16 protein-coding genes are annotated in these 17,588 nt (G+C 40.8%); 7 read left to right on the forward strand and 9 right to left on the reverse strand.

Annotated elements, in window-relative coordinates; genetic code table 11:
* Positions 1-21: 21 nt before the first annotated feature.
* The 9 genes from EWE74_RS07860 to EWE74_RS07900 form a co-directional block, all read right to left on the reverse strand.
* Positions 22-1,488 (reverse strand): sigma 54-interacting transcriptional regulator, encoded by a 1,467-nt coding sequence (locus tag EWE74_RS07860; RefSeq protein WP_130140916.1) that lies wholly within the window; start codon positions 1,486-1,488, stop codon positions 22-24.
* A 68-nt stretch (positions 1,489-1,556) separates the two neighbouring features.
* Entirely contained in the window at positions 1,557-2,678 is a 1,122-nt protein-coding gene (locus EWE74_RS07865; RefSeq protein WP_130140917.1) for a vWA domain-containing protein, read from the reverse strand.
* 53 nt (positions 2,679-2,731) lie between these two features.
* Complete coding sequence (locus EWE74_RS07870; RefSeq protein ID WP_130140918.1) at positions 2,732-3,844, reverse strand: PepSY-associated TM helix domain-containing protein; 1,113 nt, start codon at positions 3,842-3,844, stop codon at positions 2,732-2,734.
* Complete coding sequence (locus EWE74_RS07875) at positions 3,844-6,243, reverse strand: TonB-dependent receptor (protein ID WP_165384666.1); 2,400 nt, start codon at positions 6,241-6,243, stop codon at positions 3,844-3,846. The genes EWE74_RS07870 and EWE74_RS07875 overlap by 1 nt, the downstream gene beginning before the upstream one ends.
* A 148-nt stretch (positions 6,244-6,391) precedes the next feature.
* Entirely contained in the window at positions 6,392-7,354 is a 963-nt protein-coding gene (locus tag EWE74_RS07880; protein ID WP_130140920.1) for a FecR family protein, read from the reverse strand.
* 63 nt (positions 7,355-7,417) lie between these two features.
* Positions 7,418-7,981 (reverse strand): RNA polymerase sigma-70 factor, encoded by a 564-nt coding sequence (locus EWE74_RS07885; RefSeq protein ID WP_130140921.1) that lies wholly within the window; start codon positions 7,979-7,981, stop codon positions 7,418-7,420.
* A gap of 80 nt (positions 7,982-8,061) precedes the next feature.
* Positions 8,062-8,682, reverse strand: coding sequence for a response regulator transcription factor (locus EWE74_RS07890; protein WP_130140922.1), 621 nt, complete (start codon positions 8,680-8,682; stop codon positions 8,062-8,064).
* Positions 8,675-10,705: an ATP-binding protein gene (locus EWE74_RS07895; RefSeq protein ID WP_130140923.1), complete on the reverse strand. Its 2,031-nt coding sequence runs from the start codon at positions 10,703-10,705 to the stop codon at positions 8,675-8,677. Before EWE74_RS07895 ends, EWE74_RS07890 begins: the two co-directional genes overlap by 8 nt.
* A 49-nt stretch (positions 10,706-10,754) precedes the next feature.
* Positions 10,755-11,360 (reverse strand): hypothetical protein, encoded by a 606-nt coding sequence (locus EWE74_RS07900; protein ID WP_130140924.1) that lies wholly within the window; start codon positions 11,358-11,360, stop codon positions 10,755-10,757.
* 129 nt (positions 11,361-11,489) lie between these two features.
* Here EWE74_RS07900 and EWE74_RS07905 point away from each other — a divergent pair, with 129 nt between their 5' ends.
* From EWE74_RS07905 to EWE74_RS07935, 7 genes are all read left to right on the forward strand, one after another.
* Positions 11,490-11,963, forward strand: a complete 474-nt coding sequence (locus EWE74_RS07905) for a hypothetical protein (RefSeq protein ID WP_130140925.1) — start codon at positions 11,490-11,492, stop codon at positions 11,961-11,963.
* Positions 11,964-12,172: 209 nt separating this feature from the next.
* Entirely contained in the window at positions 12,173-12,814 is a 642-nt protein-coding gene (locus EWE74_RS07910) for a MarR family winged helix-turn-helix transcriptional regulator (protein ID WP_239018584.1), read from the forward strand.
* Complete coding sequence (locus EWE74_RS07915) at positions 12,807-14,300, forward strand: phytoene desaturase family protein (RefSeq protein WP_130140927.1); 1,494 nt, start codon at positions 12,807-12,809, stop codon at positions 14,298-14,300. The genes EWE74_RS07910 and EWE74_RS07915 overlap by 8 nt, the downstream gene beginning before the upstream one ends.
* Positions 14,284-15,120 carry a phytoene/squalene synthase family protein gene (locus EWE74_RS07920; protein WP_130140928.1) on the forward strand — a complete coding sequence of 279 codons (837 nt, stop codon included), beginning with the start codon at positions 14,284-14,286 and terminating at the stop codon, positions 15,118-15,120. Before EWE74_RS07915 ends, EWE74_RS07920 begins: the two co-directional genes overlap by 17 nt.
* Entirely contained in the window at positions 15,117-15,572 is a 456-nt protein-coding gene (locus EWE74_RS07925) for a sterol desaturase family protein (protein WP_165384667.1), read from the forward strand. Before EWE74_RS07920 ends, EWE74_RS07925 begins: the two co-directional genes overlap by 4 nt.
* Positions 15,572-16,276, forward strand: coding sequence for a lycopene cyclase domain-containing protein (locus EWE74_RS07930; RefSeq protein ID WP_130140929.1), 705 nt, complete (start codon positions 15,572-15,574; stop codon positions 16,274-16,276). The genes EWE74_RS07925 and EWE74_RS07930 overlap by 1 nt, the downstream gene beginning before the upstream one ends.
* Entirely contained in the window at positions 16,260-17,561 is a 1,302-nt protein-coding gene (locus EWE74_RS07935) for a cryptochrome/photolyase family protein (protein ID WP_130140930.1), read from the forward strand. Before EWE74_RS07930 ends, EWE74_RS07935 begins: the two co-directional genes overlap by 17 nt.
* Positions 17,562-17,588: the final 27 nt, after the last annotated feature.

Consider the following 17,588-nt stretch of genomic DNA (forward strand, 5'->3'; position numbering starts at 1 on the left):
TATATTTTCAGCTTTCAATTTCTATATATTATTTCTAAGGTATCGCTGGAAATTATCTTGAAACTGCAGTCCATTGTCTACTCTATATTTACTTAGTTTATTATACAAAGTCAATCCCCAAAGCACCAATTCACTGAGAAAATAGATATCTTCCGGTTTCGTTTCTGGTTGATACTGCTGTATCAATGCACGGATAGGCTCCACTTGATTCAATATTTGCTGATAATCTCCATCAGTTAATTCATCGGGTAATTCAATACCATCCGAATCCGAGAACCAGCGCACAATTTCATCGTAAGGATATTGTTCGTTTTCCTTTTCCAGTTTCTCTATTTTGGGGAATAAGATAGGAAAAAGGGTTTTTATAGCATTTTCGATTAATTGTATAGCTACTGACGCAGCTCCCTCCTGCTCACCTTCGTATACCAACTCTACTTTTCCCGTTATCGCTGGCACGACACCCATAAAATCGCTCAACCGCACCGCTGTCGTCACGTCTCCGTTTCGCAACATACGCAACTCAGCTGTACTCAGCAAGTTTTGGAATGCCGTAATGCTCATGCGCGCACTGACCCCGCTTTTCGCATCGATATATTCGCTACTTCGGGCTTCGAAACTGATCTGCTCCACGATTTCTCGTGCCAGCTCTGGAACATAAATCTGTTCTTTTTGCCCGGCCTCCAGGTCTGCTTCCTGCGCCGTGATCGTTTTGGCCACCGCTACCGACGTTGGGTAATGCGTCAAAATCTGCGAACCTATCCGATCCTTCAACGGCGTCACAATACTTCCTCTATTAGTATAGTCTTCCGGATTGGCCGTAAACACAAATTGTACATCTAGTGGCAAGCGCAACTTGAATCCCCGAATCTGTATATCGCCCTCCTGCAAAATATTAAACAGGGCCACCTGAATTCTGGCTTGCAGATCCGGCAGTTCGTTGATCACAAATATCGAACGGTTCGCCCGGGGAATCATTCCAAAATGGATCACGCGATCGTCGGCATAACTTAGTCTCAAATTTGCTGCTTTGATAGGATCAACATCGCCAATAAGATCGGCTACCGTCACATCTGGTGTAGCCAATTTTTCTGCGAAACGCTCATTTCGATGAAGCCAGCTGATGGGTGTATCATCGCCTTTCTCATGCAGCAATTCTACAGCATAACGTGATATGGGATGATATGGATCGTCATTGATCTCTGAGCCCTCCACAACAGGAATATATGCATCCAACAAATTGACCATCAATCTTGCCAGTCTTGTCTTTGCCTGCCCCCGAAGCCCGAGCAAATTGATATTGTGTTTGGAAAGAATAGCTCTTTCCAATTCTGGGATAACGGTATCCTCATATCCGTGCACCCCTTCAAAAACGGTTTCCCCCTTCCGTATTTTGGCAATCAGATTTTGACGCAACTCTTCTTTGATCGTTTTGGGTGTATATCCCGCATTTTTTAGTTCTCCAAAAGTCTTTATCCTCGTATAATCCATATAATATCCTATTAAAAGCGCAAATAAATGCGCACAAAATCTTTATTCTATTGTTCTCCATTCGCTGTTTAGCGAATTCTCTTTTTGCGATTTTCTTCGTAATCTTCAAAAATCATTTCACCTAAATCTCCCAATCCTGTATAGTAAGCTTTACCCCGGTTCGACGCCGTAAATTCATCGACAAACTCCTGTAGGTAAGGATCAGCCGTGATCATAAATGTCGTAATCGGTATGCCCAATTTTCGTGCCTGCGCTGCCACGCTATAGCATTTGCTGGTGATAAACGGATCCAGCCCCATAGGATTTTTATAGTATGTACCGTCCGGCATATTCAAACAGCTCGGTTTCCCGTCCGTAATCATGAATATTTGCTTATTTGCATGGCGTTTCCGTCGAAGTATATCCATGGCGAGCTGTACGCCAGCGACGGTATTGGTATGGAATGGCCCGACTTGTAGGTACGGTAGGTCTTTGATCGCAATGGGCCAAGCATCATTGCCAAAAACAATTACATCCAGCGAATCTTTTGGATAGCGTGTAAGGATGAGTTCGGACAAAGCCATTGCTACTTTCTTCGCCGGTGTAATACGGTCTTCGCCATACAGAATCATACTATGGCTGATATCAATCATTAGCACCGTACTCATCTGTGACTTAAATTGCGTATCCTCTACCACCAGATCATTTTCCGACAAACTGAAATCCCCTATCCCGTGATTAATCTGCGCATTTTTCAAACTCTCTGTCACCGATATTTTCTCCAGACTGTCCCCATATTGATAGTCTCTAAAATCTCCCGTGTTCTCATCACTACGTCCTTGGTAATTCGTTTTGTGATTCCCAGATTTACCTTTACGCATCTTGCCAAAAATCTGATCCAGGGCGTTTTGCCGGAGTGCTTTTTCCATCTTTGACGTAATATCTACACTTCCCTCACTACCCAAACCAAGGCGTTCCACAATGTATCCCTTATTCTTCAAATCCTCTATAAAATCGTCTATGGTATATTCGGGGGTAGTCAGTTTGAACTCTTTGTCCAGTTCCCGCAGCCAATCGATGGCTTCGTCAAAATCACCGGAAGTATGGGTGATGAGCTCCTTGAAAATCTCAAATAGCTTATCAAAAGGCGTCTGAAAGGGCTCTTCGTACTGCTTGAAAACAAATCCCTTATTTCTTTCCGCTTTCTTCATAAGTTAAATTTACGATATAATAACCTTTATCGCGTCTGAAAAAAGTAAGAATATTAAAAATAGCGCTTTTTCTTCTTTCCCCATTTTTTGTTATACCAGATTAAAAATCCGGTCAACGGAAGGCTGGCACAAACCATAGAACATAGAAAAGCAAAAATTTTGCTCGTTAAACCCATAAAAGAACCGACATGCAAATCATAATTCATGGCGCGGATCTTATCAGCGGTATTCAGGTCATCCGTGCCATAGGAATAGAGTAGTTTTGCTGTTTGCTTGTCATAGTACGACCATTCAAAATGATAGGTTCTGCTTTTTTGTATACGAATCTGAAAATCGTAAGGTACGTCTTTCTTTTCGCGAACGCGCATGGATATCATGTCCGCATTGGGATAGCGTTGTAACACCTGGATAAATGCACTGTCCATGGTACGTTGATCAGAACTTTTACTCGGCGCCGACTTCGGTATTTCCCAGGATGTGCGATGCTGCCCACCACTAAAACCATACGTGAAAGCTTGGTCAAACCAAGAAAAAGAATAAACCAAGCCAGTCATAGCTAATATCAGTCCCGGAATCAACATATAAAATCCCCAAACATTATGCAGGTCGTAATTCAACCTTTTAAAAGACGCTTTCCATTTGACTGTAAAAGATTTTTTCAAGCTTTTTCGGTTCCATTTTTTTGGCCACCAGAGCACGAGTCCACTCAAACAAAGTAAGAGAAAAATAAGGATCGAATAAGCGACTAGTGGTTGTCCGATTTTCTTTCCCAAGAGCAGGTTTCGATGCAGTTCGAGCATAATGCGAAAAAATTCTTTGTTTTGATCTTCGACATATACCACCGCAGCACTGTAGGGATTCACGTAGACCCTATACTTCGTTCCGGCACGGAACGCCCAGGTTCGCCCGGGTGCGGGCTGTATATCCGCCCGCACAATTTCGTGTATAACGGGTACAGCAGATTGGGCTTGCTCCATTAATATCGATAGCGGCTGGTATGATACGTCCTCCACTTGGACGTAAAGCCGATCACGGTGGGCTATCTCCCTTATCTCGTCGATGAATACATACAGACAACCTGTTATACTTACAATAAAAGTGATTAGGCCCGTTATTAGACCTAACCACAAATGTAACCATGCATTTAGCTTCTTTAGAAAGCGCATTAATATGTATACGTAAAGTTAAGATTTGCGCGCGCACCGTTGCCCATTGTGTAGCGAATATTGTCTACGCTATATTGGCTATAGAACGGATAGTAAGCTTTATTAAAGATATTTTCTACACCTAGTCCGATTCGCATGGCGTTGTTCATCCGATAGGAACTGCTCAGGTTAAAAATATTAACTGACTTAACGGGTCCCTGTCCGGTTCTATATTCGCCATCTTCCTTTGGGTCAAAACGGTCACGATTTCCGGTGTAAACCCAAAACAACTGAAGATCCAGCTTATCAGTAGCTTTGTATCGCGCGTATGCAGTAGCTTTTGGCGGTGCAATACGGGCGAATCCCAAATATTCTTTGGTGCCGTCTTCTTTTTCTGCTTTACCCTCGACATACGCGTAAGTCGCACCTACCCCAAAAACTTTCAATAACTGCGCATCAAGTGTCAACTCATAGCCATGTACCCGCTCGGGATTACGTTGAGGCAACATTGTACCGCTTTCATTTGCGACTAAGTTAGCCCCCAGCTTAGAGGTACTGATGTAATAGGCCGCCGTTAAGTTGAAGATAGAAAAACGGCTGCTAAAACCAGCTTCATAATTATTGGTGATAATAGGGTCAGTTTGGAGCAGTACCATATCTTCCACGTCAGCAGATCGTAGTATACGTCCCAATTCGTTCAGACCAAAGGCTTGGGAAAAACTTACAAACGGATTAAAATATTCATATTTATTATAGCGTAAACCTGCATTAAACATCGCACTTTTATAATTTATCCGCCCCCCTTTCACAGCTACTACGCCACCACCATCTGCATCTTTAGGAAGCGTTTGGTAGTCTTTCACATCTACCCGCGCATTCTCATAGCGGATACCTCCTTTGAATATCAGGTGATCAAGCATATCAATTTTAAGCTGGGCATACGGCGCTATATTCGTCATGTCCATATGGGGTATGTAGACTCTTCCATCCAACAGCGGCTGATAAGTGTCATCTCCCAAGAGATCCATGCCGTACGCGACAGTTCCTTTTATACGTCCACTGCCAAAAGGCGTGAGTAAGTTCAGACGAACACCTTTCTTTTTGGAACTGATTTGTGTCTGACCAGGACCGTACCATCCATTTGATCTGGCAACATAACGGTTGGTCGATAGAAATCGATGGAAATAACCCGTGAGATCCAGCTCACTCCCGAAAGGGAGATTACGAAGTTTATAGGTAGCAAAAACATTATGGTTTTGCGGTGTTCCTGCCGGATCTCCTGGATCTTCGCCTTTTACCCCCATTGCCGGATATTCACCATAAACACCGGGTTCTACAATGTAATCACTATTTTGCAGACTTCTGAAAAAACTATAAGCAACGGTAAGATCACTGTGGGTATTAAATTGGTAAGTAGCCTTTGCGAAGGTATTCAGCGCGTACGATTGTCCCAGACCATCTTCCTGCCCTAGTATATTCCCCTCAGCGTCTTTCAACAAACCAGTATAATTATAGGTAGCGCTCGCTACATAAGAGAATCTGTCAATAGTACCACTGAAAGACTGGGATAGTCTATATCCAATGGAATTATCTAGCGAACCAGGATGGCCATTTAATCCTACGAATGTTTGTCCGGCAATACGTTTAGTCGCATCAGGCTTTCTAGTAATATAGTTTATGATACCTCCTCCCGAACCGTTTCCGTATATAGACGTCGCTCCTTTTATAACTTCCACACGTTCGATAATGGCTGGATCGAGTGAACGGATATCCCGGTTGCCGTTCATGAGTGGAGTCGACTGCGGTATACCATCTATCAATACCAATACGCTGCGTCCGCGTAGTGTCTGCCCGGAGTTTGTCGCTTTATTGGTTGAAGGCCCTAAGCCAGGTACGGTAAATGCCAGAATTTCACTGATTGAGGGGTTAATGCTGATCTGCTGTTCAATTTGTTCTTTGCCTAATATCGTTACCGAAGACGGCACCTCATCGATACTCTCCGGCATACGGCTGGCCGTCACTAAAACCTCTCTAATCTCTTCATTTTTCATGGAATTAGCAGCAATATCTTCTGTCGCAAATCGGATAGAAATTTGATTGCCACGTGAGCGCCACGAGGCTGTGGCGGAGGGAACAATGTGGTCTAAAATGCTATTTACAGTTTTGTTTTCGAAAGACAGGCTTACTTTCCTTTGTGTTTCTATGGCGGCATTATTGTAGGAAAATGAGCAGTTTGCCAATTTAGCGATACGGTGCAATGCCGTCTCTAACGTAATTTCAGATGCGTGTATGGTAACGGTTCTTTCCAACGGGTCTTGTTGTGCCAAAGATAATTTAGGCAAAATCAAGATGAGCAATAAATGAAGTAAGAAGAGACCTGTTTTTTGCGTACCCAAATGATTTAGTGGTACCTTTTTCATATTTTTGTACATATTATATTGATAGTTTCTATGCTATTGATGTAATTTTCCAAGGGCCGAATGTCGGGTTTGCAGACAGGCATTCGGTCTTATTTTTGTATCTTTAAAGTATTCCTTAAGTCGTATCGTTCATTGTTTATTATTTTTTTTAGTAAAAATGTATTTCTTTATCTTCTGCACTGTATTTTATTTTTAGGACATAACTTATATCTTCTAGGACTGTTTTTAAAGGTACAGCCACAAATTTCCCTGTAAAGCGTAACTCTTCGAACATTTGTTTATTAAATATGATTTTTACATCATATAGCCGTTCCAACACATGAGCGACCTCTTTCAAGGTACTATTCTTAAATATAAGAGCGTCGTCCCTCCATAGCGCCGATTTTGTTTCGACAGGTGAACCGTATCGTATCTCACGGTGCTCATCACGGGAAGCACTTTGGCCAGCTTTAACCACCAACTGCTTTTCACTGGACGCCGATTTAAAGCGTACCGCTCCACGCACAACTTCTAACCGCTGTTTCTCCCCGGGATAAGCAGTAAGATTAAAGGCAGTGCCTAACACTTCGACCACCGTGCCATCAGTAACGATACGAAAAGGCCGTAAGGTATCACGGGCGACCTCAAAAAAAGCCTCTCCACTCAATTTCACCATCCTTTCTTTCTGGCTAAACTGCTCCGGATAGTCTAACTTGCTCCCGGCATTGAGGTAGACAACAGTGCCGTCAGGGAGTATTAATTCTCCCTTATTCGCATAGGGGATCACCACTGTTTTTTGGTTGGCAACACCGTGCCAATTATTCCAAATTACAAGAAGCCCACATAGCATGAGCAAAGCTGCCGCTCCCATGGAATAAACCAGCCATTTAACTGGTTTATGTTTCCTCGGAGCAACACCTAAATCGTGTGGAGTTTCCGTCGAGTCATCCAACTGGTTTGCATGTAGTCGCTGCCATAGTTCCTCACCGATGCGAAGTTCTTGACCAGTAGGTTCAGTTAGCACATCTTCGAAAATGTCGTCGGCGTCGAGCCATTTTCGTACCGCTTCTTCCTCGTCTGGACTACAGTGCCCCCGATGAAATTTTTGTAAAAGAGCCGGTGTTACTTTCATCCTGTGCTTATCATCCTTTTAATAAGGTATTCGTTTCAGGAGCACAGATGGGGGGATAAAAAATTAAAAAAGTATGGGATCGTTATAATTTCGTTGCAAATTTTCCCGAATATAGTGCCGTGCTCGCGCCAGGTGTTCTTTAACAGTATGAGGCGATATCCCCATACGCGATGCCACTGCTTTATAAGTCATCCCTTCCTCAATATTAAGACGATACACCTCTCGGCAACGTTCTGGTAATTGGCTGACCAATATAGAGACTTGTGTTGATAATTCATTGAATTGGCAGGTATCTTCGGTCGTATTGGCCGATTGTTCTGCCGTCTCCAGAAGGATAGGTTGTGCCTGCCTCTGTATAGCAAGATGACGGTGGTGATCAAAGATTTTAAGTTTGACTGCGCGCGTCAGAAAATTTGATATGGTGCAATGATCTATTTGGAGGGCAGACCGTCTACTCCAAAGGCTTTCAAAAATCTGTTGAACAATTTCTTCGGCAACTGCCTGATCTTTCGTATGAGAAAGTGCATAACGGAATAACCGGAGCCAATGGGCATCGTATAATGCCTTAAAAGTAGATTCATTCAGTATATTGCTTTTGTCGCAGTCTATGTTGTTCGTATTATCCATAACATAAATCGACGACAAACCTACATTTTATTTAGAACTAATCCAAATAATAAGCATCTACTAATATGATCTTTTTAAAATTAAATAAACTTCATCTCGGTAGCTTTATGAATCAACGATACCGAATTGCTCACGCGAAACTTCTGTAAGAGATTCCGTCGGTGACTTTCGACCGTCAGCGGACTGATAAACATGAGTTCGCCAATCTTTGGTGTGGTATATCCTTTGGCCATCAAAGCGAGTACTTCCCGTTCCCTTTCCGTGATTTTAGGTACGGTATCCTGTTTATCAGACAATACATCACTCATTTCTTTGCTCAACACTTGCTCTCCTTGATAGACGGCTTGTATGGCGTCGATCAATTCTTCTGCGGACACATTCTTAAGGAGGTAGCCGGCGGCGCCAGCCTGCATCATGCGCGAAGCGATACTTCCTTCGTTTAGATTGCTAATGGCGATTATCCGTGTGTCGGGGTATGACTTTCGTATAATTTCAGTCGCGTCGATTCCATTCATATCGGGCATATTAATATCCATCAGCACGACATCTATCTGCTCGGTCTCCAAAAAGTCCACCGCATCCTTCGCGCGGGTAAACGTTTTTTTGAGTAAGATATTGGCATTCCTATTTAGAATAAACTCAAACCCATTTAATACTAACGGATGGTCGTCAATAATGATGACGGAGATAACATTATCCATATATATCGAGTTGAATATGAAACGATGCTCCCCGACCTAATGTTGCGTCAATATCAAACTGTCCATTTAATATTTCTACACGGTTACGGATATTAGAAATTCCTATTCCTTCTTTTTCAAATAGATCATTCTTGGCATCAAATCCACGGCCATTGTCCTCCACCGAAATAAAAAACTTCCCATCTTCTTCACGACATTGCACCCAAACCTGCGAAGCTCCGCTGTGTTTTACAGCGTTGGTTAACAGTTCCTGCACAATACGATACACCGCGATTTGAAAAGGTTGCGGATAATTGTCATTCAAGTTTGACGTCTGGAAATCTATCTTTAATTCAGCATTGCTCATGGCATTGCATAGATCCTTCAAAGCCGCTTCCAGCCCCATGTACAATAAGGACTCGGGCATCATATTACGTGCTACCCGGCGTAGTTCATTGACCGAATGGTCTAATTGATTGATAATGGTATATAATTCCATATGGGACTCCTTATTAATCTCTTGTTTGTCTACATTTGTAGCGACTGCGGATAATTTCAGTTTAACACTTGCCAACATGCCGCCCAAGCCATCATGCAGATCTCTAGCTATTCGACTACGTTCGCGTTCCTGTCCTTGCAGCATAGCATGATACAAATTCAGTTTTTCTTGCTGTCGATGGTTTTTAAGTTCTTCCTGTAACAGCAATTCTTTTTGTGCCGCTAACTTTTTTTTGTTTTTCAGCGCGTTATACCAAATATAGCTGACCACACCTAATATAATACTGGTTAGCAACAGAACACCCGCCAACATACGTGTATTTTGTAAGGAAAGTTGCTGTTTTTGGTTTTCGGTCTTTATCTGAAGAAATGCTTTCTCTTTTTCAGCCGTCTGGTATTTCTTTTCCAGCTCATGGATTTGTTCTTGGCTCTTATCAGAAAAAAGGGTATCGGACACATTTTTATATGCTTCGTACCATTTGACCGCCTCTTGGTATTGGCGTAATTCAGTAGCGGTAGTAGCTAGATTATAGTATACCATTTGCTTATTTCGCAAAGAGGATTTTTGCCGTACATAGGGCAATACCTCCAGCAACTTTTTCTTTGCGGGAGCGTATTGGTTATTCGCTTGGTAGGCCGCAAATTGGTCAAAAAGCAACGTAGCGACTAAATCGTCATTGTTCTGCATTTTTGCTGCGGAGAGCCCGCTTTCGAAATGTGCATGTGCTTTCTCATAATTTTTTATCGCTGCCCAATGACTTCCCGAAACAGCGTGATATATTGGAATGTAGGATGAGTTGGGAATTTGAACAGCCAACACGGCCGCACTGTCTATACATTCACCCGACTTACGATAATTTTTATGCAGCAACGCATTGCGTGCTGCATTGATAAATAGTGTAAAACGCTCCTCTAAAGCCTTTTTCTTCCCTTTAAGTAATTGGAGCGCTTTGTTATAATAGTCATCTGCTTTTTCATAATCGCCTAAATTCATTAAATTCATGGCGACATTCTGATAGTTATTCCCTAGTAAAGAAGAGTCTCCGATACTTTTGGCTAAGGGAATGACTTTTTCTATTAGAATTTCTACATATTCATGTGCTTTACCTTCGCGTTGCAATAAAGCACCATAGCTCCCCCATAACCGTGCACGGTAACGTGACGCCTCCGCACGTTTTTCTTCCCCCACATCTTTCAAGCTGCCTTCTGCCTCCATGTATTTTTGTTTGGCTTTGGCAGGATCGGCCTCAAAATAGACTGCGGCACGGTAAAAGCTTTTCAGTCCTTGATAATACCCCGAACTACCTGTCCTCCCTAAAACATTTTCAGCTTCGCGTATATAAGAAAGCGCTTGAGTTGTATCGTAATCTGACCAAAAAAAACTCAGATCGAACAAGGCCTGTGCTTTTGTTTCGTGATCTCCTATTTGTTGAAGTTGCCGGTATAAACTATCACTATAGTGCTTTAGCTCCTCTTTCGATTGGCTAAATCCGGATGTTATTATAAACAACCAATACAAAATAAACAATCCGAGTTTGTGTGTCATGTGAAATGTAATCACTGATTGTTTTTGAAATTACGGATAAATATGCAAACTAACAATCGGGAACCATACCCATAGTCATACCGTTAGGACCCCATATGGGAACCATGCGCATCTGACAGCCAGCTCCATCGTCGTCATTTTCAGTGATCTTACGACTGGTATCAAAATTAAGCTCCAACCTTGTTCCGTCGGGAAAGCTCTCCGTTTCTTCTTTGAATATGGCCACCATTTCCATTTGCCCGCTTTCCTTCTCCAATTTCCCTTCAAAGACCATATCTTGCGTTTCGGAAGTGAATTTTCCATTTATAATCTGATCAATAACCCTAAAATAGATACCGGAACTTTCTTTTCCCATGTGGAAAGATTTGCTATCGAATTCTCCGCGTATCTTGATATTGATCTCGCCCAAGTCGTCGATATCCGACAGAAAAACGATAGAAACAGAATCACTTGTCGCTTCGATAAGGGCAATACTCCCGTCTCCGGAGAGATCAAGTGCATTACCTTCATCCAACGAAATACGTCCTTGAACCGTTCCTTTATAGGGTATGCCACCGTAGAGGCTATTAAAATCTTCATTTTCCCGAGCTGGATCATCATCTTTGGTACATCCCAAAAGCAGAATAGATACCATAAACCACATTATTTTTTTCATTTTTTCTAAACCTTTAAATCTCTACTTCAAAGTTACCATGGAATTCGAACGCATTCAATCCACGAAAACAAGGGTTTTTAAATTGCGGCACTACTATTGTAAAGTATTATAAAACAAATCTATATACTGATGAAATATCTCATAATATTTGCTATCGCACTAGCATCATGTACAGGTAGCGGAAATAGCAACAACGAGGAGCCAAAACATATTGACAGAGATACCATCAATGCAACGGTAGGCAACCGGCCGGAACAAAAATCTTATTGTTTTATCCGAACAGAAGGCGTTGACCAACAGGATACAACCACGGTAAAGCTAATTATAAATGCTAATAAGGTGGAAGGCGAGATGAATTGGATACCAAAAGAAAAAGACAGCCGTAAAGGAGTGTTGGTAGGGTCTATTGCCGGAGATGAGATCATGGCAATATGGCGTTATATGCAAGAAGGGATGAATGATTCTATGGCGGTAGCGTTCAAATTCGCGCCCGATCAATTGGCTCAAAAGCCACTAAAGATGAATACCAATACCGGTGTACAGGAGACTGACGAACATGCAGACTATACGTTGCTGTACACCCCGGTGGGGTGCGACGATTAAAGATTAACCATTTTACCTTGCGGAAATCCTATTTTTCCATCATACATCTTTAGCCCACATCGGGCTATTTTTTTTCACTACACAAAAATAGTATAAAAAAGTTCTTTATTAAAACTAATAAGGTATATTTGCGTTCTAATAACGGTGATTAAAGTATTAAAATATACCAATGAATGGACTACACGCTTCTAAAGGATATTATAAACCTAATGGAAAAGTTTGAAATGGAAAATAAAAACTATACAACAGATATATCAGGTTTCAAACATTGGATCTATGACGAAATGCGTTTACAGGAAAATAGCGTACATGAACCTGACTGGGAAGGTAAAGAAAACGGCCGTAGTCCAGAGAGTGTTATCAATACGCTGATTGTACATATGAATAGGTATGCAAAAACCTATTCCAAATCTGCCATGCATAATTCCGAATTTTCTACACAAGAAGAGTTTATTTATCTCATCAATCTGAATGCCTTTGGTTCTATGACGAAGATGGAACTTATTAAAAAAAATATTCAAGATAAGCCTACCGGTATGCAAATTATCAATAGGCTTATCGCGCAGGGTTGGATAATACAAAAAGATTCAGAAACGGATAAAAGAAGTAAAATAATCACCATTTCACCTTCTGGCATAAACGCATTGGATAAGCAGATGGATAAAATCCGACAGGCTACCAAGATTGTAACGGGAAACCTGGATCATGTAGAGAAAATGGAATTAATAAGGTTATTGAATAAACTGGATCATTTTCACAAGCCTATATTTCTACGAAATATCGAAAACTCCGAATTGCTGGATAGCGTAACGAGAACATATTTATCGGATAAACAGGTAAAAGATGCGTAAAAAAATAGCGATCATCGGCTCTGGTTTTTCCGGAATATCTGCTGCTGCCTATGCTGCAAAAGCAGGCAACGAGGTGCACGTCTTTGAGCAGCATGCTCAGCCTGGAGGTAGGGCAAGACAATTTTCCACAGAACAGGGTTACGTTTTCGATATGGGGCCAAGTTGGTATTGGATGCCAGACATTATGGAAAACTTCTTTGCTGATTTTGGGTGCAAAACAGCTGATTTCTTTGAATTGATTTCCTTAAATCCACAATTTGAGATGATTTTTGCTGACGATAAAATTTCTATACCCGAGCGGTACGAAGACTTAAAAGACTTATTTGGACGGATAGAGGTTGGAGCAGATCGTCAATTGGAAAGATTTATGCAGTCTGCAAAATTTAAGTATGAAGTCGGTATGCAGGATTTCGTTAATAAGCCTTGCCACAACTGGTTAGAATTTGCCTCTCCAAAAATTGCCAAAAGTGTTTTCAAACTTGATTTACTAACAAATTTTAGGACGTATGTTGCTAAATATTTTACCGATAAAAAATTACGGGCTTTAATGGAGTTTCCCGTGATATTTCTGGGTGCTTCTCCTAAACATATTCCGGCGTTATATAGCTTAATGAATTATGGAGGATACGCCTTAGGGACACACTACCCTATGGGTGGTTTTTATCAATTGGTATTAGCTATGCAAAAAGTGTCAGAGAATCAAGGAGCGGTTTTTCATTTCAATCACACGATCGAAAAAATAAATGTGGCAAACGGCAAAATAACGTCACTCACTATTAATGGAGCCTATCACGAATTTGACGCGGTCATTGCGTCTTCCGATTATCACCACACGGAGACTCTTTTGCCCGAAGAGCTCCGGAACTATGACGAAAAATATTGGCAGCGGCGTACTTTTGCCCCATCCTGTCTGCTCTATTATTTAGGGATCAAGGCCCCCATCCCAAATCTAAAACACCATACCCTGTTTTTTGAACATGATTTGGATGAGCATATCGATTGTATCTATAACGAAAAAAAATGGCCCGAAAAATCGTTGTTTTATGCTTGTTGCCCCTCAAAAACAGACGCAAATGTTGCTCCACAGAACAGCGAAAATCTGTTTCTACTTATGCCTTTGGCTATCGGAATCGAAGATGGAGAAGAAACACGGGAAAGATACTTGAAAGAAATGCTTCTAAGAGTGGAACGCCATACAGGCACAACCGATTTATTTTCGAAGATTGAATATAAGAAAAGTTATTGCATTAGTGATTTTATATCGGATTATAATGCTTATGGTGGTAACGCTTATGGCCTTGCCAATACCTTAACACAGACAGCCGTATGGAAGCCCAAAATTAAAAACAAGAAAATATGCAACTTATTTTATACCGGTCAATTGACCGTTCCCGGCCCAGGAGTACCTCCTTCTATTATCTCGGGAAAAATAGCAGCCAACGAAATCCACCATCTAAAAATAAAAAGCTATGAAAAGATTATTTGATGAGTTAGCTTACGAAGTAAGTAAAAAAACGACTGAAAAATACAGCACCAGTTTTTCGTTAGGTATCTTAGCCCTGAGCCCTACGATCCGCCGAGCAGTTTATGCTATTTATGGATACGTAAGATTGGCAGATGAGATTGTGGACAGTTTTCATGGTTATGACAAAAAAAAGTTACTCGATAGGCTCAAAATAGAAACGGATATTGCGTTAGCAGAAGGGATTGCATTAAATCCTATTTTACAATCATTCCAGGAAGTGGTTAATAAATACCACATTGACAAAACGCTCATCAAGCGATTTCTTCACAGCATGGAAATGGATCTACAAAAGATGGATTACAACTCGGAACTGTACAAGGATTATATCTACGGATCTGCCGAGGTGGTGGGCTTGATGTGTTTGCAGGTATTTATTGAGGGCGATAAAAAGCAATACGAAGAGTTAAAACCCTATGCGATGAAGTTGGGTTCAGCATTTCAGAAAGTAAATTTTTTAAGGGATCTGAAAGACGATTACCAAACATTGGGACGCACTTATTTTCCTGGTATCGACATGTGTGCATTTGATAACAGCGTAAAGAGTCAAATCGAGAATGAAATTGAAACGGAATTTAGGGAGGCCCTGATTGGTATTAAGAAACTTCCTACTTCCTCTATGTTCGGTGTGTACTTAGCTTACAAATACTACCTTTCGTTGTTCTGCAAGATTAAAAAGAAATCATCTGAAGATATCTTGGAAAACAGAATTAGAATTCCAAATACACAGAAAGTATTCGTTGCACTCACCAGCTATTTACGTTATAAAATGGCTTTCCTATGATGAATTTTATAATCATACTCCTCGTTTTTATATTGATGGAAGGTGCTACTTGGCTTATTCATAAATATATTATGCACGGTTTTCTCTGGCGTTTACATAAAGACCATCACGACCATAACCACGATAGTTCGTTAGAGCGGAACGATTGGTTCTTTGTCATATTTGCCACGCCTGCTATTGCACTGATGTACTTCGGAGCAGAGGCGGGATACAATTATCTATTTTACATGGGGGTTGGTATCACATTATACGGTGCGGCTTATTTTTTTGTACACGATATATTTATACACCAACGTATAAAAGTTTTGAGAGATACCAAGAATCCGTATTTACTATCTATCAGGAGAGCACATAAGCAACATCACAAACACACGGGGAAGGAACGCGGTGAGTGTTTTGGATTTTTATGGGTACCTGTCAAATATTTTAAAATGTACTTCAACAAAAAATAATGTTACAGCCCTATACTTATCTATTGATTAACTTCTTCACGATCATTGTTTGCTTTATCGCATCTTTTGACAGGAGAATTCAATTTCACAAACACTTCGGCACCTTTCTGCTTTCAGGTACGATTGTCGCTATCCCATTTATCGCTTGGGATATCTGGTTTACGGCTCGTGGTGTCTGGTGGTTCAATACGAATTATACGTTGGGGATTATACTAGCCGGATTACCGATCGAAGAATGGTTGTTTTTTATTTGTATTCCTTTTTCCTGCATCTTCACTTATTTCTGCTTGGACAAATTTTTCAATTTAACGTGGCTCAGTGCTTTTAATAACATTATTGTCTTTGTGAGTGTGATTATATTATCTGTTATAGCCTTATTGAATGATGATAAAATATACACCCTTGTAACAGCAATCACCGCCATAGCCACACTTGTGTATTTACATCTTATTGCCCGAGTGGACTGGATAGGCAAAGCATCGTTGGTATTCACCGTATTATTATTAGGCTTTTTCCCGGTTAACGGTATCCTAACCGGCACAGGGCTAGATGCGCCAATCGTAAACTATAACCCTACTGATTTTTTAGGAATAAGAATCCTGACGATTCCCATTGAAGACGCTGTTTATGGTTACACACAGTTTTTGTTGGTTCTCTATTTTTTCAAACTATTTCAACGTAAACAATATGGTGGCAAAAAATAAAATTTCGCTGTTTTGGTTTCGTAGAGATTTACGCTTAACGGATAACGTAGGCCTATATCGGGCTCTTTCTTCAGAATTTTCTGTTTTGCCTATTTTTATTTTCGATCAAAATATATTGGATAGATTGACCAATAAAAATGATAGGCGGGTAGATTATATCCATCAAGTACTTACACACATCAATGTGCTTTTAAAATCACAGGGTTCTGCTCTCAAAACTTTTTATGGAGCCCCACTTGATATCTTTAAAATGCTGGTCGACAAATTTGCAATCCAAACTGTTTTTTGCAATAGGGATTATGAACCTAGTGCTATCCGGCGCGATACAGAAATATATAATTTTTTAAATGAACGTGACATTCGTTTTCAAGCGTTCAAAGATCAGGTGATTTTTGACAAAAATGATATCGTAAAAAATGATAGCTCGCCTTATACAATATACACGCCGTATGCCAAAAAGTGGAGGGAAAAATTAAACGCTGAACACTATAAATTGTATAACATAAAATTAGAAAATCTATATCCGCTATCTTTTTCGGAAATCCTTTCTTTACATGACATTGGATTTAAAAAGACAGATATAGTTTTTGAAAATCCTACTTTAGAAGCTGCCATCATTGATAATTACGACAAATTTCGGGACTATCCTGCTCTGCAAAAAACAACACAGTTAGGCATTGCTTTACGATTTGGCACAATAAGCATTCGAAAGTGTGTCGCTTTTGCTATCAAACACAATCAAACCTGGCTATCCGAGCTGATCTGGAGGGAGTTTTTTATGCAAATCCTTTATCATTTTCCGGCTGTTGAGCGGGAGTCGTTCAAAAAGCAATATGATCGTATTAAATGGCGGAATGATGAAACTGAATTTGAGAAATGGTGTAGTGGTAAAACGGGATTTCCAATGGTGGATGCAGGTATGCGACAACTTAATGAAACGGGGTATATGCATAATCGTGTAAGGATGGTTGCTGCCAGTTTTTTATGCAAGCATCTGCTTGTAGACTGGCGTTGGGGCGAAGCCTACTTTGCTGAAAAACTTAACGATTACGATCTATCTGCGAACAATGGAAATTGGCAATGGGCAGCGGGATCGGGTTGCGATGCCGCGCCTTATTTTCGGATCTTTAATCCTACTACCCAGACAGAAAAATTCGATAAAAATTTAGAATATATAAAAAAATGGTTGCCTGAGTTCGGAACCGATGCCTACCCTCCACCAATAGTTGAACACAGCTTTGCAAGAGACAGAGCGCTGCGCGTATATGGAGAAGCGTTAAAATGAATTATTCAGAACCATGTTGAACTGCAA

It is taken from the genome of Sphingobacterium corticibacterium, from assembly GCF_004208525.1.
Lineage (GTDB): Bacteria > Bacteroidota > Bacteroidia > Sphingobacteriales > Sphingobacteriaceae > Sphingobacterium > Sphingobacterium corticibacterium.

Excerpts from the sequence above, each read along its gene's own strand:
- EWE74_RS07915 (WP_130140927.1), top strand. The coding sequence starts at position 12,807 with ATGCGTAAAAAAATAGCGATCATCGGCTCTGGTTTTTCCGGAATATCT.
- EWE74_RS07885 (WP_130140921.1), bottom strand. The coding sequence starts at position 7,981 with ATGGATAATACGAACAACATAGACTGCGACAAAAGCAATATACTGAAT.
- EWE74_RS07870 (WP_130140918.1), bottom strand. The coding sequence starts at position 3,844 with ATGCGCTTTCTAAAGAAGCTAAATGCATGGTTACATTTGTGGTTAGGT.
- EWE74_RS07930 (WP_130140929.1), top strand. The coding sequence starts at position 15,572 with ATGTTACAGCCCTATACTTATCTATTGATTAACTTCTTCACGATCATT.
- EWE74_RS07920 (WP_130140928.1), top strand. The coding sequence starts at position 14,284 with ATGAAAAGATTATTTGATGAGTTAGCTTACGAAGTAAGTAAAAAAACG.
- EWE74_RS07865 (WP_130140917.1), bottom strand. The coding sequence starts at position 2,678 with ATGAAGAAAGCGGAAAGAAATAAGGGATTTGTTTTCAAGCAGTACGAA.
- EWE74_RS07935 (WP_130140930.1), top strand. The coding sequence starts at position 16,260 with ATGGTGGCAAAAAATAAAATTTCGCTGTTTTGGTTTCGTAGAGATTTA.
- EWE74_RS07880 (WP_130140920.1), bottom strand. The coding sequence starts at position 7,354 with ATGAAAGTAACACCGGCTCTTTTACAAAAATTTCATCGGGGGCACTGT.
- EWE74_RS07900 (WP_130140924.1), bottom strand. The coding sequence starts at position 11,360 with ATGAAAAAAATAATGTGGTTTATGGTATCTATTCTGCTTTTGGGATGT.
- EWE74_RS07875 (WP_165384666.1), bottom strand. The coding sequence starts at position 6,243 with ATGAAAAAGGTACCACTAAATCATTTGGGTACGCAAAAAACAGGTCTC.
- EWE74_RS07925 (WP_165384667.1), top strand. The coding sequence starts at position 15,117 with ATGATGAATTTTATAATCATACTCCTCGTTTTTATATTGATGGAAGGT.
- EWE74_RS07895 (WP_130140923.1), bottom strand. The coding sequence starts at position 10,705 with ATGACACACAAACTCGGATTGTTTATTTTGTATTGGTTGTTTATAATA.
- EWE74_RS07890 (WP_130140922.1), bottom strand. The coding sequence starts at position 8,682 with ATGGATAATGTTATCTCCGTCATCATTATTGACGACCATCCGTTAGTA.
- EWE74_RS07910 (WP_239018584.1), top strand. The coding sequence starts at position 12,173 with ATGGAAAAGTTTGAAATGGAAAATAAAAACTATACAACAGATATATCA.
- EWE74_RS07860 (WP_130140916.1), bottom strand. The coding sequence starts at position 1,488 with ATGGATTATACGAGGATAAAGACTTTTGGAGAACTAAAAAATGCGGGA.
- EWE74_RS07905 (WP_130140925.1), top strand. The coding sequence starts at position 11,490 with ATGAAATATCTCATAATATTTGCTATCGCACTAGCATCATGTACAGGT.